General features: G+C 49.2%; 25 protein-coding genes. 8 read left to right on the top strand and 17 right to left on the bottom strand.

What is annotated here, in order from left to right; all coding sequences use genetic code 11:
- Positions 1–7: 7 nt before the first annotated feature.
- Positions 8–1,441, bottom strand: a complete 1,434-nt coding sequence (locus tag NYE42_RS02015; protein WP_165913860.1) for a HAMP domain-containing sensor histidine kinase — start codon at positions 1,439–1,441, stop codon at positions 8–10.
- A complete protein-coding gene (locus NYE42_RS02010) occupies positions 1,428–2,111 on the bottom strand; it encodes a response regulator transcription factor (RefSeq protein WP_007410267.1) in 684 nt (227 codons plus the stop codon). The genes NYE42_RS02015 and NYE42_RS02010 overlap by 14 nt, the downstream gene beginning before the upstream one ends.
- Before the next feature lie 212 nt (positions 2,112–2,323).
- Between NYE42_RS02010 and NYE42_RS02005 the strand changes: the two genes are divergently transcribed.
- Entirely contained in the window at positions 2,324–3,760 is a 1,437-nt protein-coding gene (locus NYE42_RS02005) for an ABC transporter permease (RefSeq protein ID WP_076425710.1), read from the top strand.
- Positions 3,761–3,774: 14 nt separating this feature from the next.
- Positions 3,775–4,458: an ABC transporter ATP-binding protein gene (locus NYE42_RS02000; RefSeq protein WP_059366584.1), complete on the top strand. Its 684-nt coding sequence runs from the start codon at positions 3,775–3,777 to the stop codon at positions 4,456–4,458.
- A 103-nt stretch (positions 4,459–4,561) separates the two neighbouring features.
- Here the strand turns inward: NYE42_RS02000 and NYE42_RS01995 are convergent, their stop codons facing one another.
- From NYE42_RS01995 to gerKA, 10 genes are all read right to left on the bottom strand, one after another.
- Positions 4,562–5,908, bottom strand: coding sequence for an MmgE/PrpD family protein (locus NYE42_RS01995; protein ID WP_338683856.1), 1,347 nt, complete (start codon positions 5,906–5,908; stop codon positions 4,562–4,564).
- Positions 5,905–7,056, bottom strand: a complete 1,152-nt coding sequence (locus tag NYE42_RS01990; RefSeq protein WP_015239149.1) for a M20 peptidase aminoacylase family protein — start codon at positions 7,054–7,056, stop codon at positions 5,905–5,907. Before NYE42_RS01990 ends, NYE42_RS01995 begins: the two co-directional genes overlap by 4 nt.
- A 17-nt stretch (positions 7,057–7,073) precedes the next feature.
- Positions 7,074–7,823, bottom strand: coding sequence for an amino acid ABC transporter ATP-binding protein (locus tag NYE42_RS01985; RefSeq protein WP_012116792.1), 750 nt, complete (start codon positions 7,821–7,823; stop codon positions 7,074–7,076).
- Positions 7,824–7,836: 13 nt separating this feature from the next.
- The gene (locus NYE42_RS01980; RefSeq protein ID WP_007410261.1) at positions 7,837–8,511 is read right to left on the bottom strand and encodes an amino acid ABC transporter permease; all 675 of its coding nucleotides are present in this window, start codon (positions 8,509–8,511) and stop codon (positions 7,837–7,839) included.
- 22 nt (positions 8,512–8,533) lie between these two features.
- Entirely contained in the window at positions 8,534–9,325 is a 792-nt protein-coding gene (locus NYE42_RS01975; RefSeq protein WP_012116791.1) for an amino acid ABC transporter substrate-binding protein, read from the bottom strand.
- A 28-nt stretch (positions 9,326–9,353) separates the two neighbouring features.
- On the bottom strand, positions 9,354–9,845 hold the full coding sequence (locus NYE42_RS01970) for a GNAT family N-acetyltransferase (RefSeq protein WP_003156352.1): 492 nt from the start codon (positions 9,843–9,845) through the stop codon (positions 9,354–9,356).
- Between the two features lie 13 nt (positions 9,846–9,858).
- Positions 9,859–11,184: an LLM class flavin-dependent oxidoreductase gene (locus tag NYE42_RS01965; protein WP_029326230.1), complete on the bottom strand. Its 1,326-nt coding sequence runs from the start codon at positions 11,182–11,184 to the stop codon at positions 9,859–9,861.
- A gap of 167 nt (positions 11,185–11,351) precedes the next feature.
- Positions 11,352–12,470, bottom strand: a complete 1,119-nt coding sequence (locus NYE42_RS01960) for a GerAB/ArcD/ProY family transporter (RefSeq protein WP_012116790.1) — start codon at positions 12,468–12,470, stop codon at positions 11,352–11,354.
- A gap of 24 nt (positions 12,471–12,494) precedes the next feature.
- Positions 12,495–13,721: a Ger(x)C family spore germination protein gene (locus tag NYE42_RS01955; RefSeq protein WP_020955315.1), complete on the bottom strand. Its 1,227-nt coding sequence runs from the start codon at positions 13,719–13,721 to the stop codon at positions 12,495–12,497.
- Positions 13,708–15,348: a spore germination protein GerKA gene (gene gerKA / locus NYE42_RS01950; protein WP_144664497.1), complete on the bottom strand. Its 1,641-nt coding sequence runs from the start codon at positions 15,346–15,348 to the stop codon at positions 13,708–13,710. Before gerKA ends, NYE42_RS01955 begins: the two co-directional genes overlap by 14 nt.
- 121 nt (positions 15,349–15,469) lie before the next feature.
- Here gerKA and NYE42_RS01945 point away from each other — a divergent pair, with 121 nt between their 5' ends.
- A complete protein-coding gene (locus NYE42_RS01945) occupies positions 15,470–15,691 on the top strand; it encodes a hypothetical protein (RefSeq protein ID WP_007410254.1) in 222 nt (73 codons plus the stop codon).
- A 92-nt stretch (positions 15,692–15,783) separates the two neighbouring features.
- Here the strand turns inward: NYE42_RS01945 and NYE42_RS01940 are convergent, their stop codons facing one another.
- Positions 15,784–17,529 (bottom strand): right-handed parallel beta-helix repeat-containing protein, encoded by a 1,746-nt coding sequence (locus NYE42_RS01940; RefSeq protein WP_144664496.1) that lies wholly within the window; start codon positions 17,527–17,529, stop codon positions 15,784–15,786.
- 278 nt (positions 17,530–17,807) lie between these two features.
- On the opposite strand from NYE42_RS01940, the gene NYE42_RS01935 reads away from it, so the two are divergent.
- Positions 17,808–19,286, top strand: coding sequence for a peptide MFS transporter (locus NYE42_RS01935; protein WP_012116786.1), 1,479 nt, complete (start codon positions 17,808–17,810; stop codon positions 19,284–19,286).
- A 47-nt stretch (positions 19,287–19,333) separates the two neighbouring features.
- Here NYE42_RS01935 and NYE42_RS01930 read toward each other — a convergent pair whose 3' ends face one another.
- The 4 genes from NYE42_RS01930 to NYE42_RS01915 are packed head-to-tail and all read right to left on the bottom strand — an operon-like array spanning position 19,334 to position 22,078.
- The gene (locus NYE42_RS01930; protein ID WP_352426728.1) at positions 19,334–19,795 is read right to left on the bottom strand and encodes a pyridoxamine 5'-phosphate oxidase family protein; all 462 of its coding nucleotides are present in this window, start codon (positions 19,793–19,795) and stop codon (positions 19,334–19,336) included.
- Positions 19,795–20,022 (bottom strand): non-oxidative hydroxyarylic acid decarboxylases subunit D, encoded by a 228-nt coding sequence (locus tag NYE42_RS01925; RefSeq protein ID WP_007410250.1) that lies wholly within the window; start codon positions 20,020–20,022, stop codon positions 19,795–19,797. The genes NYE42_RS01930 and NYE42_RS01925 overlap by 1 nt, the downstream gene beginning before the upstream one ends.
- Before the next feature lie 17 nt (positions 20,023–20,039).
- Positions 20,040–21,461: a phenolic acid decarboxylase BsdC gene (gene bsdC / locus NYE42_RS01920; RefSeq protein WP_012116784.1), complete on the bottom strand. Its 1,422-nt coding sequence runs from the start codon at positions 21,459–21,461 to the stop codon at positions 20,040–20,042.
- A 2-nt stretch (positions 21,462–21,463) separates the two neighbouring features.
- Positions 21,464–22,078 (bottom strand): non-oxidative hydroxyarylic acid decarboxylases subunit B, encoded by a 615-nt coding sequence (locus tag NYE42_RS01915; protein ID WP_094032062.1) that lies wholly within the window; start codon positions 22,076–22,078, stop codon positions 21,464–21,466.
- Positions 22,079–22,169: 91 nt separating this feature from the next.
- Here NYE42_RS01915 and NYE42_RS01910 point away from each other — a divergent pair, with 91 nt between their 5' ends.
- The 4 genes from NYE42_RS01910 (at position 22,170) to tcyC (ending at position 25,415) form a co-directional block, all read left to right on the top strand.
- Positions 22,170–23,042, top strand: a complete 873-nt coding sequence (locus NYE42_RS01910) for a LysR family transcriptional regulator (protein ID WP_015416796.1) — start codon at positions 22,170–22,172, stop codon at positions 23,040–23,042.
- 128 nt (positions 23,043–23,170) lie between these two features.
- Entirely contained in the window at positions 23,171–23,968 is a 798-nt protein-coding gene (gene tcyA / locus NYE42_RS01905) for a cystine ABC transporter substrate-binding lipoprotein TcyA (RefSeq protein WP_015416795.1), read from the top strand.
- The gene (locus tag NYE42_RS01900) at positions 23,955–24,659 is read left to right on the top strand and encodes an amino acid ABC transporter permease (protein WP_003156375.1); all 705 of its coding nucleotides are present in this window, start codon (positions 23,955–23,957) and stop codon (positions 24,657–24,659) included. The genes tcyA and NYE42_RS01900 overlap by 14 nt, the downstream gene beginning before the upstream one ends.
- 12 nt (positions 24,660–24,671) lie before the next feature.
- Positions 24,672–25,415, top strand: coding sequence for a cystine ABC transporter ATP-binding protein TcyC (gene tcyC, locus NYE42_RS01895; RefSeq protein ID WP_007410246.1), 744 nt, complete (start codon positions 24,672–24,674; stop codon positions 25,413–25,415).
- Positions 25,416–25,426 lie beyond the last annotated feature (11 nt).

Genomic DNA, 25,426 nt, shown 5'->3' with positions numbered 1-25,426 from the left:
GCCGGTTTCAAGATGATTCATTTTTCGTATTCAGCGGAAGGCGGATTGTAAAGGTCGTGCCTTTTCCTTTTTCGCTGTCAATATCTATCGTGCCCTTGTGCATTTCGACGAGCTGCCTGACGATGGAAAGGCCGAGTCCGTATTCGCCGTATGCCGTATTCGTCCGGGACACGTCCGCCTTATAAAACCGCTCCCATATATGTTCAATTTCCTCTTTGGAGATGCCGATCCCGGTGTCTTCGATTTCAATCACCGTTTCTTTATAGCCTTCATACCCGCGCAGCGTGATGTCTCCCTTTTGCGTAAATTGAATGCTGTTTTTCGTGATGTTGACGAGAATCTGGATCAGCCTGTCATAATCGGCGAATACTTTGACGCCATCCTCCACTTGAATCCGCAGCTGATTTTGTTTTTCCTCCGCCTGCTGATTGAGATGCTCTTTAATAATTTCAAACACCTCGATGAGCGGCAGACTGAGCTTGTCCAGTTTGATTTGCTGGGATCTGATTTTTTCATAATCCAGGTTTTCTTTCACGAGCCTGAGCATCCGCTTCGTTTCTTCGCTGATTAGCGAGAAGCATTTCTCTTTATCTTTTTCCGGGATGGTGTTGCTGTTAAGCCCCTCCACAAGTCCGTTAATGGTCGTCAAAGGCGTTCTCAGCTCATGGGAGACATCGGCGATAAATTGGCGCCTCCGTTTTTCAAGGCGGTCAATCTGCTCTCTCGATTGCTTCAGATTTTTGGCCATGGTGTTGAAATCAGACGCCAGCATGCCGATTTCATCGCCGCCGCTGTTCTTGAGCGAAATATCGTAATCACCGGATGCCACTTTTCCGGTCGCATCCCGCAATGTCTGAATCCGCTTGACGTGAAATTTAGATAAAAGCCAGCTCAGCAGAATCGTGATGATAAGGGTGCTGATGATCGCGTAAATCATATAGCGGTTGACCTGGCTGATCATCTGCTCGACCCCTCTGACGGGAGACACGAGCAGCACCGCGCCTTTAAATTGATCGTTGATAAAAAGCGGTTTTGCGACAAGCGATACTTCCAAGCCTTCCGTATTAAAACGGTTCATCTCCGCTCTGATCTGAACGGTTTTCCCTTGCTTCAGCATGTGCCACTCTTTACTTTTCAGCTTCTCGCGCGGCGGCATATCGTCAGGAAAAAAGTAAGGGCGCTGATGTTCATCAAAAATAATAAACCTGGTCTCGCGCGTTTTTAACATGTCCTGATACGGATACAGGCGGCGCAGATCAAGATCGCGGCCGTTCAGCTCACTAGTGATCTGCTGCGCGTAAGAAGACAGCTCATCCACTTTATTTTGATACGCAAAATCTTTCACAAAGTGCGAAAACAGGGAAATGATGATGAAAAAGGCCAAAATCAAAATGCTGACATGGCTTAACAGCAGCTGATATAAGTATTTAATCCTCATCAAATTTGTATCCTACCCCCCACACCGTGTATAAAAACGGTTTTTCCTCACTGGACAGTTTTTTGCGCAGCCGTTTAATATGAACATCAACCGTACGTTCATCGCCGTAAAATTGATAGCCCCACACCTGCTCAAGCAGCTGCTCTCTCGAAAAAACCTGGCGCGGGTTTTGTGCGAGATAAAAGAGCAGATCGAATTCCTTCGGCGTCAGATTCTCGACAGGTTTTCCGTGCAGAAACACTTCCCGCGTCTTCTTATTGATTGAAAAACACGCCGTTTCGATCAAGTCGTCGCTTTTTACGGCCTGCCCCGTCGCCCGGTATCTTCTGATCACCGCTTTAATCCGCGCTACTAGCGTCAGCGGGCTGAACGGCTTGGTGACATAGTCGTCCGCCCCCATTTCAAACCCGATCACCTGATCAGACTCCGTGTCCTTTGCGGTCAGCATAATAATCGGCACACTGCTCGTCTCTCTTATTTTCCGGCAGATCGTCACTCCGTCCATGGATGGAAGCATAATGTCCAGAATGACCAAATCCCAGTCCTCTTCCGTGAACCGCTGATAGCCTTCCACTCCGTCATGGACAAATTCGGCTTCAAATCCTTCTTTAAAAAAGAACATTTCCGTCATGGTGCATACGCTTATATTGTCTTCTATCATTAATATCTTCATTGGTTCCTCCGCTTATCTTCACGCTTTTTCTTATAATAGCACCATTTTATCCGGATGTTTTCGGGTTTCACAATTGTTAGTTTTTATTTCATCATCCGGAAATAGTTTGTTCATATTTTTTTCATACATTTCTCCTACTATATACATATCGGATGGCTGGTGCTAAAGAAGTCCGGTTTTACAAGATCTGACACCCACACGGAGGAACAGACATGAACTTTATAAAAAGAGCCTTTTGGAGCATGAAGGCAAAAAAGGGAAAAACATTTTTGCAGCTGGTTGTGTTTTCAGTGATTTGCATTTTTGTCCTGTCCGGTCTTACGATCCAGTCAGCGGCAAAGAAATCAAGCGAACTGGCAAGGCAGCAGCTCGGCGGGAGCGTCACACTCCAGGCTGACCGCCAAAAGCAAATGGCGCAGCAGCAAAAAGACGGTGAAAAGAGGACGTTTGAATCAACGCCGATTTCCGTCTCAGATGCCAAGAAGCTTACATCTTTACAGCATGTTAAAAATTACAACTTCCTCACGACAGCGTCAGCAAATGCAGAAAGCTTTGATGCGATAAAAAGCTCAGGCGAATCAGCCGATAACAGTTCCGGCGACGGCCGTTTTCAAGGCGGCGGAAGACAGATAATTTCAGCGGATATTTCGATCGAAGGCGTGCTCTCTACGGCATTGCTTGATGATTTCACAGGCGGGAGCTCAAAAATCACTGACGGACGCGCCATCACAAAGACAGATGCGGACGCAAAAGTCGCCGTGATTAATGAAACGCTGGCAGATCAAAACAAGCTGAAGGTCGGCGGCTCCATTACCGTATCCTCAGCAGCGGATGATTCTGTGAAAACGAAGCTTAAAATTGTGGGAATCTATAAAACAACATCATCAGGAGACGATCAGGCACAGCATTTTTCATTCTTAAATCCTGACAATAAAATCTATACGCCTTACACCGCCGCGGCGGCGTTAAAAGGGTCTGATTACAAAAACAAAATCAGCTCAGCCGTTTATTATATGGATGATGCAAAATATATTGACTCATTCGTTGCGGCTGCGAAAAAAACATCCATAGTTGATAAAACCTACACGCTGACGACAAATGATCAGGTGTATCAGCAAATGGCCGGCCCGATTGAAAATGTCGCGTCATTTTCTAAAAACGTGGTATACCTTGTATCCATCGCGGGCGCGGTCATTCTCGGGTTGATCGTGATGATGTCGATCAGGGAACGCAAGTATGAAATGGGTGTCTTGATGGCGATCGGCGAAAAGCGCTGGAAGCTCATCGGACAATTCTTAACGGAAATTCTGGTTGTCGCCGTTATTGCCATCGGGATCGCATCCGTCACGGGCAGCCTTGTGGCGAATCAGCTCGGAAATCAGCTTCTTTCCCAGCAGGTCAGCTCAGCCGATGATTCACAGCAGCAAACAAGCGGCTGGGGCGGAGGAGAAATGCCGCGGGGAGGCGGCTTGTTCGGTCAGCATTCATCCGGCGCGGATGTCATCAGTACAATGCAGGTAAACGTCTCACTGAATGACCTTCTGATTCTTGGCGGGATCGGCGTCGCAATTGCCGTCATCGCCACATTACTGCCGTCTGTATCAGTCATGCGGCTTCACCCTAAAACGATCCTGACCAAGCAGGAGTAAGAGGAGGCAGCATAATGAGCCTATTAACCTTTCAACAGACCGGCTACTGGTACCAAGATAAATCACAGCCGCTGTTTCAGGATATAACGATCAGCTTTGAAAAAGGGAAGTTTTATACAATTGTCGGCGCCTCCGGAACGGGAAAAACAACGTTTCTGTCTCTGGCTGGCGGCCTTGACACACCTAAAGAGGGAAGCATCCTTTATAACGGAAAAGACATCTCCAAAATCGGATTAACCAAATTCAGAAATCAATATGTCTCTATCGTCTTTCAATCTTATCATCTGATCCCGTATATGACGGCGCTCCAGAATGTCACAACGGCGATGGAGATCACCGGCTCTAAGGAGAACAACAAAGATGCGTTCGCGCTCAGCATGCTAAAAAAAGTCGGCATCACCGAACAGCAGGCCCGTCAGCGGGTGCTGACATTAAGCGGCGGACAGCAGCAGCGCGTTTCAATTGCGCGGGCTTTCAGCTGTGACACGGATTTGATTTGCGCGGACGAGCCGACGGGAAATCTCGACGAGGATACGTCAAAGGAAATCGTCCGGCTCTTTCAGGATCTGGCGCATAAAGACGGCAAATGCGTCATCATGGTTACGCACGACGAACAAATTGCCAAAGTGTCTGATATCAACATCCGCTTATCAAGAGGAAGTTTCACGGTTAAAGAAAACGGCACGGCCGTTTCCTGATACCGCGCTCCTGCCAGCGCAGACAGGGGCGCACCCTATATCCCCCTATTCAATAGAAGTGAACGTAAAAAGAGCGAGGGCTGCATCCCCTCGCTCTTTTTATTTATATCAGCTGTAAATAACGGTCCATATTTGATTGTCCGGCTGCTTTGATCAATTCTTCCGCCTTTTCCTCTTCCCCAGGCAAAGCGAGCCGGAGTTTGTCTTCAATGTCTTTTTCAGAAAGGCCGTTTCCCGGCGCTCCCTTCGGACAGTCGATACGTGTTTCATAGACATGACCGCCGGAAGCCGTGACCCGCACAATTGTAAAACGGCCCTTCGGAACGGCGTTGTCAGCCGGCTGAATTTGGTCATCGCAGCTGCGGTGAATCAGCTCAAATCCTTTTTGAAGGGATTCCGGAATCGGCTCGGATGTGAAATGTTCAACTGAAAAATCCTTACCGTGCAAAGCCAAGGTGATCACATATTCCACGCTGAATCTTCCCGCTTCGCCTGTTTTCGGACGCCGTTCTGTCAATGCGGCGTCACCGCCCGGCGGATAAATCACGTCGATCCGTTCCGTTTGGCCGAAAGTGAGACCATGTTCGGCCTTCAGCTTGAGAATGGCGTCCGCCGCATGATGAGCCGCCGAGCAAAACGGATAAACCTTAAACCAAAGTCCCGGGCTCACAATCCGCCAAGGTTTTCCCCACCCGCTTACAAGGAGGGTTTCTGCCCGTTCAAGATCGCCATACAGTCCGAAAAAACCTTTCTCCCCGTCGAGCGCATGAGCTGAGCCGCCGAAACCGGCCTTTGCAAGCTGCACGGCGAACAATCCGGCTTGAGCGGCCAGTCCGGCGTGAAGCGGCTTCATTTCTGTCCCGAATTGCACTCTCATGCCTCCGGAACGGGCAGCCGCAAACCCGATTGCTTTCTGCAATTGGATTTGATTCAGATTCTCCGCGAATCCGACGGCGCATGCGGCCGCAATGGCACCTAACGTTCCTGTATTGTGCCAGCCTTTCTCGTAATGATGCCTTCCAGCTGACTCGCCGAGCCGCGCCATCACTTCGATTCCCGTCACATAAGCACCGAGAAAGCGGCTCTTGTCTATCCGGCCGGCTGATGCGGCTGCAATCAAAGCCGGAAGGATGACTGCGCTCGGATGTCCTCTTACATCAGAATGAACGTCGTCAAAATCAAGCGCATGTGCGATGAATCCGTTAATGAGCGCGGATTGGGACGGCGTGGTTTTTTGATTTCTGCCGATAAGCGGCGCTATCGGCACCCCGCCTTCTTCTTCGGCCAGTTTTACCAGCTTTTCAACTCCTTTATCCCGTCTCCCCGCAAAAGCTGCCGCTGTAAAATCAAGCAGTCCTTTGCGCGCTTCTTTCATCGCTTCAGCGGATGTTTCCGGCACAGACGACATGACGGCCTGAGCAAGTCCGGCCGTCAGATTTTCCGTATTCATTCCGTCTGCTCCAATACATTGACGGCAAGCCGGGCGAAAAACTCAGCCGCTGCCGGGAGCGCTTTTTCGTCGAGTGTGAAGGCGGGATGGTGCCATTCTTCTGTTCCGTTTGTTCCCATCCAGACGAAGAAGCCGGGGATTTTTTCTTGATATAATGCAAAGTCTTCACCGCCGGGCGACTGTTCTGCCCGAACGGTCTGAAGCCCGAGGCTTTCAGCCGTTTGTTCCGCCGCCTGTATGAAACGGGCGTCGTTCATCACTGACGGAAGGTAAGGATACCAGCGGAAATCAGCCTCTGCCCCGAATCCGGCTGCGATTCCTTCGGCAACCCGCTTCATATGTTTCGGAACAGCGTCACGCGCTTCTTTTTGAAACGTCCGGACGGTGCCTTCCATTTCAACATGGTCCGGGATGACATTCCAAGAGCTGCCGCCTTGAACTCTTGTGATGCTGACGACGGCATTATGAAGCGAGCTGATATTTCTGCTGACAACCGATTGCAGGCCGCCGATGATCTGTCCTGCCGCCTGAATCGGATCAATGCTGTTATCAGGGATTCCGGCGTGGCCGCCTTTTCCTTTAACAGTGATTTCAAAGCGGTCGACACTCGCCATCAGCGGGCCTTCTTTCAGACCGACCGTGCCGACGGGGAGGTCAGGTTTGTTATGCATGCCGAATATCGCCGATACACCGTCAAGCGCGCCGGCTTCAATGACCTGTCTTGCTCCGGCGGCGATTTCTTCCGCGGGCTGAAAAATAAACCGCACCGTTCCTTTCAGCTCATGCTTTCTCTCATTTAATAAAAAAGCCGTGCCGAGAATAGATGCCGTATGGAAATCATGGCCGCAGGCGTGCATCACGCCGCTGTTGCGCGAAGCAAACGGAAGGTTTGTTTTCTCTTCGATCGGCAATGCGTCGATGTCCGCTCTGACGGCGATGACGGGGCCGCTTTTGTCTCCTTTGATTTCAGCGATCACTCCGGTTTGAAGTTTCGGCATATCAAGAACCGTAATTCCTTCTTCCTCCAGCCAGCGGCGGATTTTATTCGTCGTTTCGTATTCCTCGCCTGACAGCTCAGGGTGTTCATGAAGGTCGCGGCGGATATTGATTAAACGTTTGTTTAATGATTCATACGTTTCATTTGCCATTTCTTCTTCTTCCCTTCTTAGACAAGTTCGGCGGGCTCTCCCACTTGCTTAATGAATTTTTTCGTCCGTTCGTTCTGCGGATTGTCAAACAGCTCTTCCGGCGTTCCCTGTTCGATGATGCGTCCGTCCGCCATAAATATGACCTTGTCGGCCACTTCACGCGCAAAAGCCATCTCATGCGTGACGATGATCATGGTTGTCTGTTTTTCGGCAATTGATTTGATGACTTGGAGCACCCCGGCTACAAGCTCAGGGTCAAGGGCCGAAGTCGGTTCATCCAGTAAAATCGCGTGAGGATCAACGGCCAAGGCACGCGCAATCCCGATCCGCTGCTGCTGCCCGCCTGACATCGTAATCGGGTAGCTGTCAGCTTTGTGTTCTAAACCGACTTGCCGCAGCAGATCCATACCGATCTGTTCCGCTTCTTTTCTCGGTTTCTTTTGCGCGGTGATCAGCGCCTCTGTCACATTTTGCAGGGCGGTTTTGTTTTTGAACAGGTTGTAATTCTGAAACACCATCGCCGTCTGCTGGCGAAGCTTATGAACGTCTTTGCGCGAATAGGACGCTGCATTCAGCTTTGCATCACCGATTTCAATGATGCCGTCATCCGGGCGCTCCAGCAGATTCAAACAACGGAGGAGCGTTGATTTTCCCGAGCCTGACGGGCCGATGATGGCCGTGACTTCGCCGCTTTTGATCTCAAGATCGATCCCGTCAAGTACGGTAAGGTCTTTAAATGCTTTTCGAATATGTCTGACTTGTATCATCCTGAGCCTCCTCCTATGTGCGATAAGGCTTGCTGATCGCCCGTTCGAGCAGATCCTGCAGCACACTGTAAATAATCGTAAGAATCCAGTACATGACCGCGACGGCTAAATACGTCTCAAAATATTTGAGGTTGCCTGATGCGTACATTTTTCCTTGGGCGAACATCTCCATCACTCCTAATGTAAAGGCGAGCGATGTTTCTTTTAACAGGCCGATAAACGTATTTCCCGTCGCAGGAAGCGCGTTTCTGACGGCTTGCGGGAAAATGATCCGCCTGTACGCCTGGGATTTTGTCATTCCGACAGACAGACAGGCTTCAAGCTGCCCCTCATCGACTGAATTGAGCGCCGCGCGGAAGATTTCAGCCAAGTAGGCGGCATTCTTCAGGCTTAACCCGATAATCGCCGCAGTTAACGCCGTCATCTTGCTCATTCCGGGAAACAGCTGAGGCAGGCCGTAATAAATTAAGAAAAGCTGGACAAGCGTCGGCACGCCCCGGAAAAATGAAATATACACCTTTGACAGCTGGTGAAGCACAGGAACACGATTTTTTGTGATAAGCGCTAATATAAGGCCGCCGATCACGGCAAATACCATGGCCGCAACGGCCATTAGTAATGTGATCGGCAAGGCTTCGATTAACGCGGGAAAAGCTGAAAACATAAATCCCCAATCAATGCTGTTCATTCTCGATTTTCACCGCCGTTTCTTAATGCTTTGCTTCTGTTGTGATATCTTCTTTAAAGTACTTTTCAGACAGCTTTTTCAGCGTGCCGTCTTTTCGCAGGTCTTCAATGGCTTTGTTTACTTTTTTGCGGATTTTATCGTGAGCCGCATCTTTCGCAAACGGGAAAGCGACTTTTTCATAGACAATCGGGTCTCCTGCTAATTTCAGAGGCAGACCGGTCTTTTTGATCTGGGCGATCAGGACGCTGCGGCTGTTTACATAAGCGTCAACCCGTCCGTAAGCCACGTCTTTCAGCGTGCCTTCTTGTGTTTCATATGTTTTCATGTTGATTTTTTTATCCGGGTCCTTGCTCTCAAGGTTTTTCGCGTGGTTTGAGCCCAGAACGGCCGCCACTGTTTTTCCTTTTAGATCGTTGACTGATTTGATGTCTTTGTTATCGTTTTTGACGACGATTTGAGTGCCCGCATACGAATACGGTTCTGTGAAGTTATACGTTTTCTTGCGTTCGTCCGTGACAGCGACCTGGTTAGAGATGGTGTCGAGTTTGCCGGTCTGGAGCTCTCCCATCAGACCGCTGAATTCAAGCAGCTTCCAGTCCAGTTTCATGTTGATTTTTTTCGCAACGGCTTCCATGACATCCACGTCAAAGCCGGTCAGCTTGCCGTTTTCTTTATATGCGAACGGATAGCTTTGTCCCGTGGCGCCGACATGCAGTACGTTATCGCCGCCTTCGCTTTCTTTTCCGTTTCCGCATGCTGATAAGACCGCCAAAAGCGCGGCAGACAGCAGCAAAGCCCATGTTTTCTTCTTCATTAAAATCCCGCCTTTTCCTATTAATATGTTAATCCTGCAATTGTTTTTTTAAATAGATGGTGATGTGCCCTTTTCCTAGATCCTTTTCGCCTGCACGGACGTAGCCTTTTCGCTCGTACATGCCGATCAGCCACGGATGCTTGTCCGCTGTGCCCAGTGACACGAAAGGCGCTTTTAATGTGTCGCGGAGCACTGTATTCTCCAGCCACTCCAGCATGTCTGAGCCCGTCCCTTTTTTTCCGGTTTCAGGATCGACGGCAAACCACCAAATATGTGGAACACCGTACGGCCCGGGATTCGGCCCCCACGGCATCCGCAGAGAAATCGTCGCCAGAATCCGGCCGTCTTCCTCCAAAACGTAACAGGCGTTTTTTTGTATGTTATTCAAAACGAGTTCTTTATCCGCCGTGGCAGCGGCAAAGTTGATGCCGAGCTTGCGGATCGGTTCATACGCCCGCAGTGTCAGTGAAAGCAGCTCATCAGCGTCTGCCTCCGTTGCGAGCCGGTATTGTCTTGACATGATGAGCCCTCCTTTAGTCGGCATATCGGTTTGCCGGTTTTTCCAGTCCGAAATGTTCTCTGAGCGTCGTTCCTTCATACTCTTTTCTGAACACGCCCCGTTCTTGTAAAATCGGAATCACTTTGTCTACAAAAAGAGTGAGACCTTCAGGCAAAAGCGGCGGCATGATGTTGAAACCGTCACAAGCTTGTTTTCCGACCCATTCTTCCATCTTATCGGCAAGCTGTTCTGGCGTTCCGACAAAGATATGATGGCCTCTTGAACCCGCCACATATTTGTACAGCTCGCGGATGGTCATGTTATCGCGTTTGGCCATCTCCTGAACGAGCTTGAAGCGGCTTTTAACGGCATTCGACGCATCCGCATCCAATTCAGGCAGCGGGCCGTCAAGCGGGCAGGCGGAAAGATCGACGCCGCCCAGATAGTTTTGCAGAATGTTCAGGCCGACAGACGGAATGATGAGGTCTTGGAGCTCTTCATATTTTGCCTGCGCTTCTTCTTCGGTATCGGCGATAACGGGAAAAATTCCCGGCATGATCGCGATTTTTTCAGGATCACGGCCGAAAGAAGCCGCTTGTTCTTTAATAGATTGATAGAATTCCTGCGCGGACTCCAAATGATTTTGCGCGGTAAAAATGACCTCCGCCGTTTTGGCGGCCAGCGCTTTTCCGTCTCCTGATGATCCGGCCTGAATAATGACCGGGCGCCCTTGAGGTGTGCGGGCGACATTTAACGGCCCTCTCACGGAGAAATATGTTCCTTTATGGTTCAATTCATGCATTTTGTCTTTATCGAAAAATGCTCCTGATTCTTTGTCACGGATAAAGGCGTCTTCCTCCCACGAATCCCATAATCCTTTGACGACTTCAACGAATTCTTCCGCGCGCTGATATCTGAGATGGTGCTCAAGATGCTTTTCGCCGCTGAAATTAAGCGCGGTCGATTCAATCGAAGATGTGACGACATTCCAGCCCGCGCGGCCGTTGGAAAGATGATCAAGTGATGCAAATTGTCTCGCGATATGGAACGGTTCGCTGTATGTGGTAGACGCGGTCGCCGTCAGACCGATGCGGGATGTGACCTGAGCGAGCGCCGACAGAAGCGTAAACGGCTCAAAGCGCGTCAGCACATTCGGATGTGATTTGCCGTCTATTGATAAACTGTCCGCCAAGAACAGCATGTCCAATTTCCCCCGCTCCGCTGTTTTCGCCAGTTCTTTGAAATAATCCAAATTCATGCTCGCGTCCGCCGGTGCCTGAGGATGTCTCCAAGAAGCGACATGATGGCCGGTGCCCGCGAGAAACACACCGAGTTTGATTTCTTTTTTCTTTGTCATGATGGATCTCCTTCTATTCTGAAATACGGTTCGGAACATATTAACACCACTAAACCTATATTTCCTAGTAATTTTATAAGAATAAATCAAAATGTACAATTGTCAGGCAAGTTTGTCAATGCATTAAGACAAAAATCATGATTTTAAAATAACCCGGCGCACAGGCCGGGTTATTTCTTCGAAACTGTATAGACGGTCCCTTTGACCTTTTTCTTAATAACGGCAATGATAAGCAGCAAAACGGGGAACAGCACTTGAAACGGAAGATGAATATAGATTGGCACAATGTTTAAGCCTTCATTCATATGTTCCGAAAAATTGCTTGCGATGCTGATGGAGAGAATCAGCACCCCCAATCCGACCGGGAAGGCCAGCTGGGACGGATTTTTTTCTTTAAACAGCGTGGACACGCCCACGACAACCGCATATGTAAAAAGGCTGACTTTGAAAAAACCGCCGATGACGAGCACGAGCATGAAAAAGACATCCAGCCGGTCTAAAAACTCTTCCACTTTAATTGTCTGTATGGTGCTCAGCAGCGGAAATTGAGAGCGGAGCATTAAGTTGACGTCCAGCACACAAATATTAATCGCCACTGACATCGCCAAAAACAGGCCGCTGATGATAATCGCCAGAAATCCGGTTTTCTTCACCTTTTTCCGATCTTTTAAATAAGGGAAAATCATCACAAACACGATTAATTCACCGAACGGGATGAACATCGTCTGTTTAAACACGGAATAAATGACCGTTCCTGCACCCTCCGCTAAAACGGGCTGGAGAAATCTGAGGTTTATCGTGCCTGAGCTGATAATGAGGATCAGCCCGACGGCTGTCAGGAAATACATAATGCCAAACAGCAGCTCGCCGGCTCTCGCTATCACTTCAATTCCCTTTCTGACCGCGAATATCGCGGCGATCATCAGCATGGCATTCACAATTAAAATCGGCGTGTCCTGATAGGCGAAGGTGACAAGCATTTCGCCGAAATCCCGCAATACGCGGGCGGCGATATAAGCAAAATAGAGAATATAAAGAAGGGAGACCGCCCAGCTCAGATGTCTGCCGATCAGTTCGTTCATGTAATCTCTCGGAGAAGACTCAGGAAAAAATTGATACAGCGCCTGATAAACGTAGAAAAGTCCGAGACCGATAACGCACCCGAGAAGCACGGACAGCCACGCATCCCGCCCGGCCATCGTGCCCGGCGGGATCAATAACGAACTGCCCAATTCAAACAAAATGATCATAATAAACAGCTGACGCGTGCCGATTTTCGCATTTTCCATACGCTTCGCTCCTTTCTCCTCAAATCAATCATGCTCAAGCTTGTCTGAGAGAGGATTATTCCGCAAGCCCGTTCTTCTGATAATGACTTCCGTTTTGACATCTACGGGGAGATTGGGGAAATATTCTTCATCCCACTTCCCTTTGAACTTTTTCCATTTGTCCGGATGCTTCCGATAGATCAGGTCTCCGAAGCCGACGAAGTCATTCTTATGGGCTTTTATATCTTCAATCGATTTGGTGATATCTTTCTCAAGCTGCACGCTGAGCGCCTTTTGCATCGTCATCAGCACTTGCGGATCAGACAGATGGAAAGGGTATCTGACAGCGTCCACCAGCCCCTCGACCTGAGCATGCACGTGAATATGCGGTTTTCCGTTCGGAAAAGTGGCCGTCACCTTTGTATTCTGACGGGTGACCTGCAGACTGATTGCATGCTTCACGTTCTTCCAATCCGCATTGATGAACGTATGCTTGATCCTATTGAGCAGCCATACAGCCCCCACACTGTCGTCATCCTCAATCCAGTAATCCAGCCTCCCATCCTTTTTGAACACCGCCAGTCCGTCCGCTGACAGCACTGCTTTCGGTTCAGTTGTCTGCGTATTTTCCATCGTAGGACCGGCTTTATCGTCTCCGTGCATTTCATAACCAGGAATAAACGGCGACCCGGCCGGAGAAGCGAGATCAATCAGAACGTCCTGAAGGCTGGTTTTAATGACTCTGCCGTATTGTTCCTGCGTGAAGCTGAGCGTCTTGTTCACTTTATTGGAAGGGATTTTATCAATCGGCGTCAGCACTTTAATAATGTCTTCAGCCTTGCAATTATGCGCGATCACAACGGTTGCGGTCGTCCTGAATTCGGTGTCGCGGTCAAGATTGTCCAGAATAAAACTGAGCCCTTCCTCTTTCGCCAGTTTTTCACTGAACACCACGAGATTCGTATGCGCAAAATAGAGCCTTCTGGACACTTTCATCGAGCCTTTTCTCAAAGCTTCCGTCATATTGTCTCCGGACACCGAATAGACGGAAACCGGAGGCCGGTCTCCCGCTCCGCCGCCCTGCAGACCGCCGGCCACGTTTCCCGGATTGATAATTTGCAAGTGAAGGACGTATTTTCCCGTTTCGGTTCGGTCAATACCGATGGCGGAGATCACCGCTAGATCGGTCAGCTCCCTTTTATCCCAGCATCCGGATACAAACATAAGGGAAACCATCGTACAAAGGATAAGCATCCATTTACGTCTTTTCATTACCGTCGCCCTCTTCTACATCTTTATTAACCATTCCTCTGGATGTCTCCGGTTTCGGTCTTTGATGTTCCCCTTGGCGCCTGTTGTTTTCCTGCACGAGCAGTCCCGGCCTTTTTTCATCCGCCCATAACGGAGCTCGGAGAAGGGAATCCTTCAGCCCGCCCGGGGTTAAAGGAGCGAGCGGGGACATATACGGAAATCCGAATGAACGCAGGCCGCACAGATGGACAAACATCATGATAATGCCCAGAATCAGCCCGTAAAATCCCATGACCGCCGCCGACAGAATAAAGAGAAACCGGATCAGGCGCGCAGATATCGCCATGTCAAAAGCCGGGGTCGCAAAGCTGGCAATCGCCGTCAGGGCGACGACGATAACCATGGCCGGGGAGACGATGCCGGCCTGTACGGCGGCCTGGCCGATGACAAGCGCTCCGACTATGGAAACGGCGGAGCCGACAACTCTCGGAAGCCGGACACCCGCCTCCCTGAGAATCTCAAAGGCCACTTCCATCGTCAGCGCTTCAATCACGGCCGGGAACGGCACCGTCTCCCGCTGAGCCGCGATGACAATCAGCAGCTGCGTCGGAATCATTTCCTGGTGAAAGGTCGTCGCCGCCACATAAATCCCCGGCGCCACCAGTGAAATGAAGAAGATCAAAACCCGCAGCACCCTGATGCTGGTGGCGATATCAAATCGTGAATAATAATCCTCAACGGATTGAAAAAATTGAATAAATAAGGCCGGCGCGATGAGAACGAACGGCGTTCCGTCCACGATAATCGCAAATCGTCCTTCCAGCAGATTCCCCGCCACGACGTCCGGCCGCTCCGTATGATATACGGTGGGAAACACAGAAAACGGCGCGTCTTCAATGAGCTGTTCAATGTATCCGGATTCCAGAATGCTGTCGATGTCAATGTGCTTCAGCCGCTTGCGGACTTCCTTAATCAGCTTTTTATCGCAAATTCCGTTAATATACATCAGCGCGACATCCGTATTCGTTTCGTGTCCGATCTCCATTTTTTCAACCCATACATCAGGCGTTTTTACATACCTGCGGATCATGGAAATATTGGTTTGCAGAGATTCAGTGAATCCCTGCCGCGGGCCGCGGAAAGAGACCTGAGTGCTCGGTTCTTGAATGGACCGGTGCTCTCCCCCTTCCGTGCTGGCGATCAGCGCCTTGTCAGCCCCGTCGACAAAAATGAGCGTGCTGCCCGCCACCAGCCCGGCATAAAGACTTTTCCATTTTTCTTCCTCTTTCACCCCGCCGATCGCAAGCGTTTTATCGTATATCAGGCAGACCGCTTGTTCCGGCTGAACGGACGGGATGTCGATTAAATCCTCCAGAAGGGATTGGCTGACGAGCTGTTCGTCTACCAAACCGGCGATATACACAATTGCGGACGGAAGCTCTTCTTTTCCGATTTTCAGCCGGCGGATGACGACATCGGCACTGTTGCCGAACCTCTCAGACAGCTTCTTCATATTTTGCTTTAAGCTGAGGGAGATCGGCTCATCCCGCTCTTTGTCCGGCTGGCTGTCCGCTTCTTTTCTGCCTTCATTGTCACGGTCGTTTTGATCGGCTTTTTTTTGTTTCTTCTGCTTAAAAAATGGCGGCATATCGCAAAAAACCTTTCCTCGTTTTTTTCATATTCTTCCTGTACGGCAAAAGATTATGCACGGCGGAAAGTCTGTATAAGTTCTGCGTAATCGAAAAGGATAAAAAGGGAGAGTGATGCGCATGAAAATATTGGGGGTTTCATTTTTTTTGCTGGCTGCCTGTCTGATCATTTCAGTAACGATAGATATGCTGCAAGGTTTCAGTTTCTATGGAGCGGTCCAAAACAACCTGTCCGCTTTTAAATTGACCACCTTCTCAGAATGGCTGATGCTGTTTTTATTCGCCCTCTTTTTAATCAGAGAAATGATCGTTTTATATAAATCAGGTAAAAAAGATGCCTGACAGGCGCACGGCTGTATTGTGTCAAAAAAGAACACATCCCTCCTTCTTTCGGAGTTCATGTGTTCTTTTTATTTTTCCGATGCAGATTGTTTTCAGATGACGATATTTCCGCTGTCCGTATCTGTCGCGTGTTTCACAATGACGCCTTTGATAATGCGGTTGCCGATGATTTTAGTACTTGCGGAGGAATTGGTTTGGATGGCGGAAGCAGAAGCGGCGGAAAGGTTGTTGATGGTATTTCCCGACACGAGGGAATTTGAGGATCCGTTCAGATAGATGCCGATCGGGCTGCCCGCCGTTCGGTTGATCGTGAGCGTATTGTCTATGACTTCATGCGTGCCTGAATTCAGATACACGGTAACGATAAGCGGTGATGATTCAAAACGGTTGCTGATGACAGAGGTTCCCGAGGATGTTGAACTGAAAATGGGATAGTTTTTGTAGCTTTTGAAGAGATTTCCCTTGATGACAGCCCTGGCGTCATTTGTCACAGATACGGCATAGGACTCCGCGACGCCCTGATACGCATTCGGAATCAGCGTATTTCCTTCAATAACGGCATTTCCGCCTGTGACCCATATGCCCCGGCTGAACGATTTCAGCACATTTTGTTTTACGGTGATATTGCCGGCCGACATGCTGATTCCGTCCGTTACCTGATTCAGAGTATTATTCATAAAGACGGCGTTTTCCGACAGCGTCGCCCGCATCCCCGTGCTTCGTCTCGTTTCGGAACGTCCGTTTTCAATGATATTGCCGTCAACGGTCACATCTTCGGCCTGATAGACGGAAATGCCCGTATTTTCAAATTGACTGATTTTGTTATGGGTGACGAGGACGCTTTTTCCCCTTACATCTATTCCGGTGGAAAAACCGGTAATCAGATTGTTGGAAATAACGGCATTGCTGCTGTCCTGTCCCTGTGACACACCTTGTCCGGCGACTGCGGTCCTTGAGCCGCCGTCTGACCGAAAGAAGACATTCCCCGAAATGACGGTATGTGCCCCATACCCGTAGCTGATTGTGTTATCGGAATGATTTCCTTCAATTAACACATGATATCCGTTAAAATTGGTGACTGAGCTTGCGGCGTTTCCGGAAAAGAAGTTGTTGCGTACCGTAATATGAAGAGCTTCTTCATAATCAATATCGCCTTCTCCGTACGATTCAATATCGATTCCGAATTTCGGAGCCGTTCCGTTCCCTTGCCCGGCGTCTTCAATCACGCATTCTTCCACCGTAACGGTATTGCAGCCGGTGATTGAAATGTTGTTTCGCCTTGACTGCCTGATCTCACAGCGGCGGATGGTCACCTGTTCTGAAGTTTCGTAATCACTGTTTGTTTTTAACCCGAGCGGGCTGACAATAATGCCGTCTCCCGTAAAATCCGAAATCTTCACATTTTCGATCAGCACATTGCTGCTGCCTTCAATACAGATTCCAAACCCCCATTCATGGGTCGAACGCAAAGGGACATTGGTATACGTGTGTTCATCCCGTTCGCCGATGATCCGGCCGCCGGTGATGGTGACATTTTCCCGCCTGCCTATATAGAAAGCCGAGTAGCCCCAAGAGCTGTTCGGCGCCACTTTAATCGTGCATTCCGGATCTAAAACGATGGTGAGATGGCTCGGCACGTTAATCCCGGCGTTCCGAAACGGCTGGCTGCTGTCCCCGCCAAGCGTGCCGTTGATTTTATACGTTCCCGGCGGAAAAAACACCGTATGACAGCCTTCGCTGACGGCCTTGGCCAAGCATTGGTTGATGGCGCCCGTCACATCGGTTTTTCCGTCTGCCGCCACACCGCAATCCGTAATATCCAATATACGATTCGGCAAGTGATAATCTCCTCCTTCCTCTCTTATTGTCATCTTATTCCGCCATATCCCGCTCCGCCTGTACATACTTTAAATTTTATTAAAAAAGTTTATAAAGATAGTTTAGTCAGATAATATAACAAAATAAGTCAATGGAATTAGGAAAATTCGTCTATATTCAACGTTTTAATATCTTTTCATTCTGGAATTTTTTGAATTCAGTATAAATTATATTGACACAAGTATTATATAAGAATATGATTTTTGTAATACACTTTTTTAAGAAAGGGTTGGCTCAGGTGGCATCTATTGATAAGGACTCTATAACAGAAACTGTGCCGCAACGAGGCTTTTTCGGTCATCCCCGCGGCTTGTTCACACTGTTTTTCACCGAATTTTGGGAGCGTTTCTCCTACTATGGTATGAGAGCCATATTGCTTTACTATTTATATACGGAAGTCGCTCATGGCGGTCTCGGCTTTGATAAAACGACCGCAGTTGCCATCATGTCCATATACGGGTCTCTCGTATACATGTCGAGCGTCATCGGCGGATGGCTGGCCGACCGGGTATTCGGCACGGCAAACACCGTATTTTACGGCGGAATTTTAATTATGTTCGGGCACATCGCTCTTGCCTTCCCTGGCAGCACGGCGGCGTTTTTTACCAGCATGGCTCTGATCATTATCGGAACCGGCCTGCTTAAACCAAACGTATCCAGCGTTGTCGGAGATTTATATACGAAGGAAGACGAGCGCCGCGACTCAGGTTTCAGCATCTTTTACATGGGGATCAACCTCGGCGGATTGCTTGCGCCGCTAATTGTCGGAACACTCGGACAGAAGTACAACTACCACTTAGGCTTCGGATGCGCCGCGGCCGGTATGTTCCTCGGACTGATTGTTTTCGCTCTTACGAGAAAGAAATACCTCGGCAAAGCAGGCTCCAATGTACCGAATCCGATTTCTAAATCATCAGTGATCGGCACGGGAATCGGAGTGGTCATCGCAGCAGCAGTTATCATCGTTCTGATTCAAACCGGCTGGCTGACGATCCAGCGTGTGATTGATACCGTCAGTATCCTCGGCATTGTCATTCCGGTTATTTACTTTATCGTGATGTTCACGAGCAAAAAAGCGACGAAAACGGAAAAATCACGGCTTGCGGCTTATGTTCCGCTGTTTGTTGCAGCGGCAATGTTCTGGGCGATTCAGGAGCAGGGCGCGACGATTCTTGCTTTATATGCGGATCAGCGCACGAGACTTTCCTTTGCGGGCATGCATCTTGAGTCTTCATGGTTCCAGTCTCTGAACCCATTATTCATCGTTATTTTCGCGCCGGTGTTCGCCTGGATCTGGATGAAGCTCGGCAAACGCCAGCCTTCAACACCGATTAAATTCGCGATCGGCATTATCCTTGCCGGATTATCATTTTTAGTCATGGTGCTTCCGGTTATGGGCGGGAGCGGCGAGCTTGTGAGCCCGCTTTGGCTTGTGCTCAGCTTCCTTTTGGTTGTGCTTGGTGAGCTTTGCCTTTCACCGGTCGGTTTATCCGTCACAACAAAACTTGCGCCTGCCGCTTTCTCAGCGCAGACGATGAGCATGTGGTTTTTAACAAACGCCTGCGGTCAAGCCCTGAACGCAAAAGTAGTCGGTTTGTTTGATAAGATTTCTGAAGCGGCCTACTTCGGCTCAATCGGTCTTGTTTCGATCATTCTCGGTATTATTTTGATTCTTCTGTCTCCCGTCATTAAACGGGCGATGAAAGGCGTACAATAACAGATAAAGAAAAGCCTGCGGATCGTCCGCAGGCTTTTTTGATGCGTCTATCGTTTTAACTCCTCAAGTGTTGCTCTCCATCTCTTCAAGACATCTTCCGGTTCGTGGAGCTGGATGGCCGGTCCGGATGTCAGATCCGCGTATTTCGCCCGATCTTCCTTGACGGTGATTACGCGGCAGCTGAACCGTTCCCGCTCGTGTTTCGCCTCTTTCAGCGGCGGAAGCGCCTCACATTCCAATGTGACGTAATATGCGGCTCCTCCGTGCCAGGCGATGAAAAGAGCTTGTCCCGAATGCAGAAGGCTGCTCACGGTCGTCGTGTTTTTCCATAAGGCGAGCCGGAGATTTGTTCTGCTCACGGCCACGATTTCACCGGCGCTGATCATGGCCGCGTGCGGACGGCCTTCTTTTGTCACAGATTGTAGCACAAACGCGTCGTGCTGCTTTTTTTCAAGCTCCGTCCCGTCTAAAAGCGTGTAAAGCGCCTCCGGCAAGTGCTCCGTCATCATTACGCTTTTCTTTCCGGAACAGCGGGAACATGTGCGGCCGTCTCCGTTTCTTTCGGATCAATTTTAAATGCCGGGTTGAATGCCGCCGGATTCGTGATGCTTTCCGGTTCACAGGATCTCCATGTAAAAAAGCAGGTTTGGCATTGGTAAATTTCCCAAGCGCCTTTGACCGGCGATTGGCTTACGGTTTCTCCTTTTTTCGATTCACAGCGCGGGCATGTTTTCATTGCATCCTCATCCTTTCTTATTGATTCATTAAGTCCATCAGTTTTTGTTCCCATTCTTTCGTTGTCAGCGGAGAATCAAGCGGCTGAGAATAATGGCCTCTTGTTTCCGGCGCGACAGGCGTCGTGGCGTCAAGAATCATTTTGTGTGTCATCCCTGCCGGATCAGACCCCGGGTCAAGCGGAAGGACGGACAGGTCAGGAATGATGACTGCATCGTGTTTCGGATGCATTTTCGTTGAGAGCGCCCACATGACTTGCGGCAGGTTAAACGGATCGACATCCTCATCCACGACAATGACCATTTTGCAGTAGCCGAGTCCGTGCGGCGTGGTCAGGGCGCGCATGCCGACCGCCTTGGCAAATCCGCCGTAGCGCGTTTTCGTTGAAATGATGGCGATCAGGCCGTGCGTATACATCGCGTTCACGGCGACAATCTCGTTCGGATAAGCTTCCTTGAGCTGCTGGTAAAGCGGCACGCACGTATTAATGCCGATCATATAATCGCACTCCGTCCACGGCATGCCTAAGTATAAATGTTCAAAAATCGGATTGTTTCTATGATATACCCGTTTGATTTTGATCACCGGCATGCTGCGGCCGCCTGAATAATGGCCCGTGAACTCACCGAAAGGTCCTTCGTATTCCCGTTCTCCCGCAAGGATCTCTCCTTCCAGAACGACTTCAGCGCCCCAAGGGATGTCTAAATCAGACAGTTTAGATTTGACGATTCTGTAGGGCTCCCCTTGAATCGCGCCGGCCATTTCATACTCGGATTGATCGTATAACAGCGGAGTTGAAGCAGCTGTCGTAATCACCGGCTCACAGCCGAGCGCGATCGTAACGGGAAGATTCACGCCGCGTTCTTCAGCTTGGCGAAGATGAATCGCAATATCATGCTGAGGCACGGGCTGAATGCCGAGGCGGTCTTTTCCCTTTACCTGCATTCTGTAAATGCCGACATTCTGCTTGCCGAAATTGTCCGGATCTTCAAGATCGCGGGAAATGACGCACGCTTTATCCAAATAATAGCCGCCGTCCCCCTGGTTGATTCTGAATAGCGGAAGGATGTCAAATAGATTGATATCTTCCGTTATTTCATTTTCATGAAACGGCGCGGTTTCTTCCCGTTTGACCGGCACCGGAAATGCATCGTACCGTTTGGCGAACTCAAAGAATTGTTCTTTAACAGGCGTATCTTTCGGCATGCCGAGCATCATTGCGTGATTCGGCCACGAGCCGATGACATTCAGAGCCACCTGCGCATGGTGATGTCCGTAAATATTGTTAAACAAAAGCGCAGGGGTTTTATCCCCGAGATTGCTGGCTGCACGCGCAGCGGCGCCCAGATCCGGCTCCGGTTTTACCTCTTCGTTGACTGTTAAGAGCTGCCCTTCTTTTTCAAGAGCGGCGAGAAATTCCCTAAAATCCTGATAGGCCATTATCAGATTCCTCCTTTTTGTTTTTCAATTCCGTACCACCGTTTCGCTTCCGGCAGACGGATGCCGAACTGATCGAGCGTCCGGAACACAATATGGTCGATCAATTCATCCATGTCAGCCGGCTTGTTATAAAATGCAGGCATCGGCGGAAGAATGACGGAACCCATTTTTGTAAGCGCTAGCATATTTTCTAAATGGATTTGGCTGAGCGGCGTTTCTCTAGTCAGCAGCACAAGTTTTTTCCGCTCCTTCAGGATGACGTCAGCCGCCCTTGTCAGCAGATTGTCAGCCATTCCGGTGCGGATGCTTGCCAGTGATTTCATGCTGCACGGAGCGATGATCATCCCGTCCGTTTCAAACGAACCGCTTGAAATCGCCGCGGCTTGGTCTTTGTGAGAATACGTATAGGATGCGAGTTTCTCGACATCTTTTAACGTATAATCGGTTTCATGTGTAATGGTGACATTTGCCCAAGGAGACACGACAAGATGGGTTTCGATCTCCGCGGCTTTTAAATATTCTAAAAGCCTGATCCCGAATATGGCTCCCGTTGCCCCGGTCATTCCGATGACGAGCTTCATATCGACCCCTCCTTTACGCTTGAAATGTGGTGTCAAAACCATCATACTCCTGATATATCCATATGAAAAATATTCGTTAAATCTATGTATCATACCTTAAAGGTATAACAGAAAGGAGCGCGTTCTCATGGATATCCGGCAATTGCGTTATTTCATCACCATTGCCCAAGAGCAGAAAATCACGACGGCCGCCAAAAAGCTTCATATGGCACAGCCGCCTTTAAGCAGACAGCTGAAACAGCTCGAAGAAGAATTGGGCGTCATTCTGTTTGACCGCAATAAAAAGAAACACATGACCCTTACATATGAAGGAAATGTCTTTTTGAAAAGAGCGAAAGAGATTCTTCATAAGTTTGAGGATGCCATTATCGAGGTACAAGAGCTGAAGGAGGAGGTGGCCGGCACACTTGCCGTCGGGTCAACCATTTACTGCGCAGCCCTCATGCTTGAGAAAGTGTCACAGATGAAAGAGCGGTTTCCCCATCTCACCTTTAACATTTGGGAAGATGAGCCCGTCTCACTGCTCGAGCTTCTGGAAACCCGGCAGATTGACGCCGCCGTGACCACCACCTTGATTAAAAACGACGGCATTGAATCGAAGGAGCTTGAAGACATTCCGTGTGTATTGGTGCTGTCCGAGCATTCAAAACGACTGTGCGGAGAAACGATTAAACTGAATGACATCGCCTCTTTGCCTTTGATCCTTTTGCGCACCGTCAATGGAAGAGGTGTGTATGACCAAGTCCTCCAAGTTTGTGAACAGTACGGTCTCGACCTTCAGGTTGTCTGTGAATGCCATGACTCCGCGACGCTCTTGAGCCTCGTATCATCAGGATTCGGCGCCACAATTCTGCCTTTGACGATGATTCCCGTCCATATGCGCTCGCATGTCAAAACGGTTATCATCGAAGACAACCCGTTTGTCATGACACCGGCCGTCATCTGGAGAAAAGACAGCTATCTGCCGAAGCCGGTCAGACAGTTTTTGGAATTATTTTGATCTGGAACACGAAGAATTCCCGCTTATGAAAACCAATTACTTGACTCATACTAAAAAAAAGTTATCCTTTACAATTGGGAGCTATTTTTTCTCAATAAAACTACTCAGAAAAGTGGGGAATAAAGAAGATGAAAAAAGCATTATTCGCTTTGTTCATGATGGTCAGCATCGCAATGCTTGCAGCCTGCGGAAACTCACAGGACAGCGGATCTAAGTCAAAAGACGGCGATCTTTGGGCTTCTGTCAAGAAAAAAGGCGTACTGACCGTCGGCACAGAAGGAACGTACGAACCGTTTACCTTCCATGATAAAAAGAGTGACAAACTGACCGGATATGATGTTGAAGTGATTCAAGAAGTCGCGAAACGCCTCGATCTGAAAGCTGACTTCAAAGAAACGCAATGGGACAGCATGTTTGCCGGATTAAACGCGAAACGGTTTGACGTCGTTGCCAACCAAGTCGGCAAAACGGGCCGTGAGAACCAATATGATTTTTCGGATAAATACACAACGTCAAATGCAGTCGTCGTGACGAAAAAAGACAGCACGATTGCGAAAGAGGCTGATGTCAAAGGAAAAACAGCGGCTCAGTCATTAACAAGCAATTACAATAAATTAGCGAAAGAAGCCGGCGCGAAAATTGAAGGCGTTGAAGGCATGGCGCAATCCCTTCAGCTCATTCAGCAGGGCCGCGCTGATCTGACTTACAACGATAAGCTTGCCGTACTGAACTACTTAAAAACGTCCGGCAATAAAAACGTGAAAATCGCGTTTGAAGCAGGCCAGCCGCAGCAGACGTATTTCGCATTCCGAAAAGGAAGCGGCGAACTTGTGACTCACGTCAACAAGGCGTTAAAAGAAATGAAAGAGGACGGGACTCTTTCTAAAATAGCGAAAAAATGGTTCGGCGAAGATGTTTCTAAGTAACATGCCGGAACCCGTGATTGCAACAGCCATTCCTTGGGATCTGGTGCAGCAGTCATTCTGGCCGATTCTTTCCGGGGGAATCTATTACTCGATTCCCCTTACCATTCTTTCCTTTATTTTCGGGATGATCATCGCGCTGATTACGGCGCTCGCCAGAATGTCAAATATGAAACCATTGAGATGGGTGTTCAGCGTATACGTATCAGCGGTGCGCGGCACTCCTCTTCTCGTTCAATTGTTCATCATTTTTTATCTGTTCCCGACATTTAATATTACGCTGGACCCTTTCCCAAGCGCAGTCATCGCGTTTTCATTAAACGTGGGCGCCTACGCTTCTGAAATCATCCGGGCATCTATTTCATCCGTGCCGAAAGGGCAATGGGAAGCCGGTTATACGATCGGCATGACCTATCGCAAGACATTGTTCCGCGTGATCCTGCCGCAGGCGTTTCGCGTGTCCATTCCGCCATTATCAAATACATTTATCAGCCTGATCAAGGATACATCTCTCGCGTCACAGATTCTCGTCGCGGAGTTGTTCAGAAAAGCGCAGGAAATCGGCGCGCAAAACCTTGATCAAATCTTGGTCATCTATATTGAAGCCGCCTTTATTTATTGGATCATCTGCTTCTTGCTGTCAATCGTACAACACGTGATCGAACGGCGTCTCGACCGTTATGTGGCCAAATAAGGAGGTTTCGATATGCTTTCCGTCAAAGGATTAAATAAATCATTCGGACAGAATGAAATTTTAAAAAAGATAGATATGGAGATAGAAAAAGGGAAAGTCATCGCCATTCTGGGGCCGTCCGGTTCAGGAAAAACGACGCTTCTGCGCTGTCTGAACGCGCTTGAGATTCCCAATCGCGGCGAGCTGGCATTCTCCGATTTTTCAATAGATTTCTCCAAAAAAGTGAAGCAGGCTGATATTCTTCGCCTCCGCCGCAAATCAGGCATGGTCTTTCAGGCGTATCATCTGTTTCCTCACCGCACGGCGCTTGAAAACGTCATGGAAGGACCCGTTCAAGTGCAAAAACGCGACAAGGAGCAAGTCAGAAAAGAAGCGATGGAGCTTCTGGAAAAAGTCGGACTGAAAGACAAAATGGATTTATATCCGTTCCAGCTTTCCGGCGGTCAGCAGCAGCGTGTCGGCATCGCCCGCGCGCTTGCGATTCAGCCCGAGCTGATGCTGTTTGACGAACCGACGTCAGCGCTTGATCCGGAGCTGGTCGGCGAGGTGCTCAAAGTGATTAAGGATCTGGCGAACGAAGGCTGGACGATGGTCGTCGTCACCCATGAAATCAAATTCGCGCAGGAAGTGGCCGATGAAGTCATCTTCATTGACGGCGGCGTCATTGTGGAACAAGGACCGCCGGAGCAAATTTTCTCCGCGCCGAAAGAAGAACGCACGCAGCGGTTTTTAAATCGTATACTGAATCCTTTGTAGGAGCGGGAGAA

The organism is Bacillus sp. FSL K6-2865 (assembly GCF_040311405.1).
Lineage (GTDB): Bacteria > Bacillota > Bacilli > Bacillales > Bacillaceae > Bacillus > Bacillus velezensis.
The sequence above is the reverse complement of the archived record's forward strand: the minus strand, read 5'-3'. Positions and strand labels throughout refer to the sequence as shown.